The sequence below is a fragment of the Priestia flexa NBRC 15715 genome, assembly GCF_001591565.1.
Taxonomy (GTDB): Bacteria; Bacillota; Bacilli; order Bacillales; family Bacillaceae_H; genus Priestia; species Priestia flexa.
Window position 1 is genome coordinate 1 of sequence record NZ_BCVD01000165.1, and the last position, 6473, is coordinate 6473.

Annotated in this window: 6 protein-coding genes; 2 read left to right on the forward strand and 4 right to left on the reverse strand. The window is 37.9% G+C overall.

All coding sequences use genetic code 11. The annotated features are described in order from the left end of the window. Positions 1–18: 18 nt before the first annotated feature. The 4 genes from folD to BFL01S_RS18370 all read right to left on the reverse strand — a co-directional run bounded on the left by folD (position 19) and on the right by BFL01S_RS18370 (position 5416). Positions 19–873, reverse strand: a complete 855-nt coding sequence (folD, locus tag BFL01S_RS18355) for a bifunctional methylenetetrahydrofolate dehydrogenase/methenyltetrahydrofolate cyclohydrolase FolD (RefSeq protein WP_025908880.1) — start codon at positions 871–873, stop codon at positions 19–21. A gap of 177 nt (positions 874–1050) precedes the next feature. Next, positions 1051–2127 carry an AI-2E family transporter gene (locus BFL01S_RS18360; protein WP_082802786.1) on the reverse strand — a complete coding sequence of 359 codons (1077 nt, stop codon included), beginning with the start codon at positions 2125–2127 and terminating at the stop codon, positions 1051–1053. Positions 2128–2500: 373 nt separating this feature from the next. Next, the gene (gene aldA, locus BFL01S_RS18365) at positions 2501–3952 is read right to left on the reverse strand and encodes an aldehyde dehydrogenase (protein WP_061786582.1); all 1452 of its coding nucleotides are present in this window, start codon (positions 3950–3952) and stop codon (positions 2501–2503) included. A gap of 105 nt (positions 3953–4057) precedes the next feature. After that, positions 4058–5416, reverse strand: coding sequence for an alpha/beta hydrolase (locus BFL01S_RS18370; protein WP_082802785.1), 1359 nt, complete (start codon positions 5414–5416; stop codon positions 4058–4060). A gap of 121 nt (positions 5417–5537) precedes the next feature. On the opposite strand from BFL01S_RS18370, the gene BFL01S_RS18375 reads away from it, so the two are divergent. Beyond that, positions 5538–5915, forward strand: coding sequence for a hypothetical protein (locus BFL01S_RS18375; RefSeq protein WP_061786584.1), 378 nt, complete (start codon positions 5538–5540; stop codon positions 5913–5915). Between the two features lie 48 nt (positions 5916–5963). Next, on the forward strand, positions 5964–6470 hold the full coding sequence (locus BFL01S_RS18380; protein WP_224840366.1) for a hypothetical protein: 507 nt from the start codon (positions 5964–5966) through the stop codon (positions 6468–6470). The last annotated feature ends 3 nt before the right edge of the window (positions 6471–6473 follow it).

Consider the following 6473-nt stretch of genomic DNA (forward strand, 5'->3'; position numbering starts at 1 on the left):
TTTCTTGTGTCTAGGGTTTCACTTTAAATTGTTAATTGTTTTCGCTGCATCAACTGTATTTTTCAATAGCATCGTAATCGTCATTGGACCAACACCGCCTGGTACTGGTGTAATATACCCTGCTACTTCTTTTGCTGGTTCATAATCAATATCACCAACAAGCTTTCCATTTTCCATCGTGTTCCCAACGTCAATAACGATAGCACCTGGCTTTAAGTCTTCTGCTTTCACTAAGCGTGGTCGACCAACAGCAGACACTAAAATATCAGCTTGCTTGATCATTGCTGATAGGTCTTTTGTGCGTGAATGAGCAATCGTTACCGTTGCATTTTCTTGAAGAAGAAGCATAGCAACCGGCTTTCCAACAATGTTGCTGCGACCAATTACAACTGCATGTTTACCTGAAATCTCTTCACCTGAACGCTTGATCAGCTCAATGATTCCGTGTGGTGTACATGGGAGATAGCACTCGTCTCCAATCACCATATTTCCAACACTTACAGGGTGAAAACCGTCTACATCTTTTTTAGGAGAAATCGCGTTTAACACAGCTTTTTCATCAATATGATTTGGTAATGGCAGCTGTACTAAAATTCCATGTACAGCTTCACTTTCATTCAGCTGTTGAATTTCTTGTAATAATTCTTCTTGTGTAATGTTAACATCACGCTTAATTACTTCTGATGCCACGCCAATTTCTTCACATGCTTTTGCCTTAGCTTTCACATAAGAGTGTGAAGCTGGATTATCACCTACTAAGATAACTGTAAGTCCTGGTACAACACCTTGCTCTTTTAATTGTGCGACTTCTTCTTTTAAATCGGCACGTAATTCTGCTGCTACTTCCTTACCTTTAATAATCGTTGCTGTCATGTAAAACGGCTCCTTCCAAATCTTTATCTACGAATTATATTAAATAATCTAACACAAAAGTTCGTATTTTTTCAACATTTTTATAAAAAACTATTATTTTTTTATATATAATTCAAAAATAAACGGATAATATCTACAAAAAAACGTGTATGATATAAATCACACACGTCGCTTGCTCTATTCGTCATCTTCCATTAATCTTCCATAGATATGACTAACAATTACTTTTAACACTGTATAAGTTGGCAGTGCTAATAACAATCCTAAAAATCCAGCTACGCTACCCGCTATTAATAAAAGCAAAATCACGGTTACAGGATGAACGTCAAGCTTTCTTCCCATTACTTGAGGAGAAATTAAGTTACTTTCAATTTGTTGAATAATTAGTACGCCTAAAATAACGTAAAGCGCCATATACGGATCTTGAATTAATCCCATAATGACACCAGGAAGAGTCCCAATAAACGGTCCAATAAACGGAATAAGATTCGTAAATAATGCAATTAACGCTAACACAAGTGCATTATCTAACCCAATTAATAAATACCAAATATAAACGCAAACCCCAACGAACATACTGACAATAATTTGCCCTTGGATAAATGCACTCAATCCTGTATTTATCTTACTTAAAATTCCGTCGATATCATGACGATAGCGCTTTGGTGTCAAACGAACGATGCGCTTAGGTAAGTTTTCTCCATCTTTTAACATATAGAATAGTACAAACGGAACGGTAATAATGACAATAATTGTGCTTGTCAAAATGTCAAAAATCTTTAACGTACTTGTACCAATCGTCGTTGCCATATCCCCCACGTTCCCAAGTATATCAGTCAAGCGCTGCTCTAAATCAAACTTTGTTGCTTCTTCCGCAAAGCGAGCGGTGAACGGTGAATGTTGGAGATCTTTAATTAAATTCATCACGTCTTTCGCGAGCGTTGGTAGATAATTTGCTAAGGACAACAGCTGTTCTTGAATAATAGGATATAAAAATACGATTCCACCGGTTAGAAAACCAATGAATGAAAGAAAAACAAATAGAATCGCTAATGTTTTGGGGACCTTTGCTCTCATAATCAGTCGAACAATAGGGCTAAGTAAGTAATACAAAACCCCTGCGATTAAAATCGGAGCTAATATAGTTGTAATCATAACGCCAATCGGCTGTAAGATATACTGCACTTTTGACAGCATAAATAGAATTAATAATAATAATAAAATTCCTAATCCACTTTTAAAGAAACGCGGCATTTTCACACAATCTACTCCCTAATTTTATCTTAATTTATTTGTTAGCTTTACTAGTTTAAAGATTCACTCCTCCTTACACATGTATAAATATATGTATTTCGTATATACGTAAATACGAACTATATTTCATCTAGTTTCATATTTTTTTAAAATTTTCACATTGTACTTTATCATACCAAATTAACAGGAAAATTCAAGAAATCCGGTCTCATCATACACAAAAAAAGAGCTGGGACATAACCAAATGGTCCTTTTAACTTGTTTCCGGAATGAACAAAAAGATATCCGATCTATCAAAAGTCGTTAACTTCTAATAGTTCGGATATCTCGTTAGCTAAAATATTTATACCCCAGCATAAAATTTGTATAGAGGTTATGAAAAATCTTTATTATATTCCATATAAACCACTTGCGTAACCAGAAAATCTTCTACGCCGTGCTTACCATCCGCTCCTCCTAATCCAGATTGTCTCATACCAGCATGGTAACCTTGCATGGCTTCAAAATTTTCTCTATTTACAAATGTCTCACCAAACTTTAATTCGTTTGCTGCTTTCATTGCCTCATGAATATTATCTGTATAGATTGATGAAGAAAGACCATATTTAGAGTCGTTCCCAAGCTCTATGGCTTTATCTAGGTCGTTATAAGTCATAATTGGCAGAACTGGCCCAAACACTTCTTCCTGCATGATTTCCATATCCTGCGTCACGTTCAATAAAACGGTAGGTTCGTAAAAATAACCTTTTTCTTTCTCTAAACGTTTGCCACCTGCTTGAATTTCCGCACCTTGCTTTACTGCATTTTCCACCATCTTTTCTACTGTTTCAAGGCGCTCTTTACTAACAAGCGGTCCCATTTCAACATTTTCATCTGTTAAAGGATTTCCAATTTTCACATTGGACATTTCCTGCGTCATCTTTTTAATAAATTCCTCCGCAACGTCTTCATGAACATAGACACGTTCAGCATTTGTACAAGCTTGACCTGCGTTTGTAAGACGAGATGTTTTAATGCTTTTAACCGCAACGTCTAGATTTGCATGCTTTGTTACGATGGCTGGCGCTTTCCCACCGAGCTCTAGGTTGACTTTGGTAATGTTTTTCGCTGCTGCTTCCATCACTTTTGTACCCGCCGGAACACTTCCAGTCATTGTGACAATGCCTACTTTCGGATTACTGGCCATCGCTGTACCAATTGTAGATCCTGTTCCTGTAATAAAATTATAAACTCCTGCGGGGAGCTCTTTCATGTGTGCAATAATTTTTGTAAATTCAGCAGCTGTGTTTGGTGTTTGTTGACTTGGTTTTAAAACGATGCTACAGCCGGTAATCAATGCTGTCGCTACTTTTCGCGCTAGAATAAACATCGGAAAATTCCACGGCACTATTCCTGCTACAACACCAATCGGACGCTTGTACAAAAAGATGTTTTCATTGCGTTGATCACTTGGAATAATTTCACCTTCAATGCGACGAGCCCATTCTGACATGTAGTAAAAGTACTCAATAGCAGTATCAATTTCTCCTTCAGCTTGATCTTTACTTTTCCCTTGTTCTTCCATAAGCAGCTCCACAAAACGTTCACGCTTTTCTTTTATTTGATTTCCAAGCTTTCGAACCACTTTCCCTCTCTCTGCAGAAGGAACCTTCTCCCACTTTTTTTGTGCTTCGTATGCCGCATCGATTGCTTTGTTTGCATCTTCTTCTGTACCCTTATAAATTTTCGAAATAACTTCTTCTGTAGAAGGGTTTACTACTTCAATCAATTCACTCGATGTTGAGTCTGTATACTGTCCGTTAATATACAATTTATGCGTCATCATTTCAGGCCCACTCCTCGTTATTCATTAAATAGTTAGTATGTTCTTATTGTGTATCTTCCACTCTTTCTGAATTTTAAACATAAAAAAGCAGGGAAGGTATTAAACCTATCCCTGCGTTGTTAATGGATTCATAAATTGCTTTGTTTTTAAATTCGTTATTTTATAAGGTTCAGTAGGTGCGTGAACAAAGTGACTTTCAGGCGGTTCGACCTTTTCCTCTACCCATTGAATAAGCAGCTCGAACGCCTGATATACATATGGAAGCATGGGTTGAAGCTTACGATTGGGATCCACATGCTCATTCCAAACAAGCCCATCAATATGATTTCCATTTTCAATTACGTAATGACGGTGCCATTTAGCTTTACCTGTTTTTTTTACTAGCTGTTCATAAGGATAAGCATGTACGCGCGGGAAAATAAGGGTATCATATGCTGCCGTTACGCTAATTAAAGGCGCGGTAAGGTCTCCTGTGTTTTCAATTTCTTTCACTTTTTCTTTAACCTTCTTTGGGCGCTTTGCATAACTATACTGTTCAAAGATATCATCACGGGAACGGTCGCGGATACCTTGCTCATTCAAAGCTAAATATTCAGGCCACTGCAGTCTTTTAGGCGCATGAGAATCAAAATGATCTCGGTAAATATTAAGCGTTAAAAACCAATAATATTGATCGTGGTAAGGCCACAAAAATTCGGTTCCTTTAGGTAATCCAGCTTCATATAAAGAATTGACTGCTGCCAAGTTCCCACCATATAGAGCAGCCTTTGCTGACTGAACAACGGTTGTAAGAGATGTAATCAAGTTAGGCTCTTCTGCTCTCCAGAGTACACCTTCCCACTCTACAGCTCCGTTAAAAAGCTTAGGCTCACCGTTTTTCCCGTCGTTTTCTATCGCATACCGAATAACGTAGCCACCATTTGAAATGCCAAGACCATATGTCGGAATCTCAGATGCTACTTGATCCGTCTTACGGTGCGTAAATAAGTATTCTTGAGCATAGCGTACCGTCGCACGAAATTGCCTATTCCATTTAGCAATAGAGGCACATTCTACTGATAGGGCATTTTTTGCTTTTGCAAACGGATCACCTTCTTGCTCCTCTCCAGGTGTCCCTTTATCAGAAGCTACAAACGCATATCCTTTAGCTAGTACGTAGTCACTAAACAATAAATCGGTTGACGTTTCGCCTCGCGTAGCCGGAATACCAGCAGCCACTAGCTTTCCATTCCAATTATCAGGAATTCGCAGAACGATATTCCCATCTTCTACTCTATCTTTGACCTGAACTCCCGTAATCCCTTGAGGTTGATACATATGATACCATCCTGTTTTTTCTTGTTCGCTCCCCCAGGAAACAGGTGCTAAACCGCTATTTCCATCAACGGTTGCCGCTGCAAGCTGAGCGGGGTTTTTCGTTGTCAACCAGTTGTCATTTTTTCCATCAAATACTTGGACATTCACACTATCAATCTCCCGTCATATTTATATGTTATGGATGATTATCTAGGTGAAAACACTATAGTTAAATTTTACCTCTTCCATCATAAAAAGTATAGGTAAAGATTATAGAGGTGGGATAAAGATGATAAACGCTTGGGAACTAAGACTTACTTTTATAAACCCCGCTGCTCAGTCGTATGAAACATGGATAGTATCTGAGTTTGACCTTATTAAAGAACAAAACGTTATATCATACAAAAATCAATGTGCTTCTATACTCGGCTCGTTCACTGTTCCTTCCAATGAGATAACGCCGCTAAAAACTGCAATTGAAGTTGACTTACTAAAAATATTTGATTGCTATTATAGTAGCTTACCCGCTAAAGAAACCTTTCTTGATACACCTATTTATATTAACGTTTTAACAAAAGATTCAGCTTATAGTACATGGAAGTACTTTAAAACACCTCGATATTACTTAGAAAAACTTCACCAGTACACCAACCATCCCGTTTACTAATTGATAAACAATCATTTAATTTATACTAATTGAAAGCGAGTGAAATGGATGTATTATTACCATTGGAGCTACCCAGACTATACTCCAAACTATCATACAATGCCTCAATACACCTACGCTGTACCAACAATCAATACGTCTTACGAAGAACCATATCGATATGACGAGAGTCAGTATGCATACTTGCCTCATCAAGCTGAATTCATACGCGCTACTAAAGACGTAGACCGCGTGATGAAAATCTTAAAAAGGCAATATCGAAGTATCTATCGCGAAGCACAGCGTGGAGGCATGGACGATAAACTAACAGAATATTTGTTTCGTTCAATTGTAAGATTTGTAGATGATAACTATAGTAGCTTTACAGGAACGATTAATCAAAAAGTTGAAAAAGCGTACCGACAGCTTCAACGAAAAGAGCCGTGGATTTTTGAGCTTATGACGTTATACAGCGTGTCCCCTGCTTCACAAGCTCGCATCACCACAACTGTTTTAACCGTCGCTTTCGAGCATCTCCGCAAGAATCCTGGACCTGGCGCACCTAACCCACGCTAAAAA

Coding starts and splice junctions, on each gene's coding strand:
- folD (WP_025908880.1), bottom strand. CDS start 873: ATGACAGCAACGATTATTAAAGGTAAGGAAGTAGCAGCAGAATTACGT.
- BFL01S_RS18360 (WP_082802786.1), bottom strand. CDS start 2,127: ATGCCGCGTTTCTTTAAAAGTGGATTAGGAATTTTATTATTATTATTA.
- aldA (WP_061786582.1), bottom strand. CDS start 3,952: ATGATGACGCATAAATTGTATATTAACGGACAGTATACAGACTCAACA.
- BFL01S_RS18375 (WP_061786584.1), top strand. CDS start 5,538: ATGATAAACGCTTGGGAACTAAGACTTACTTTTATAAACCCCGCTGCT.
- BFL01S_RS18380 (WP_224840366.1), top strand. CDS start 5,964: ATGTATTATTACCATTGGAGCTACCCAGACTATACTCCAAACTATCAT.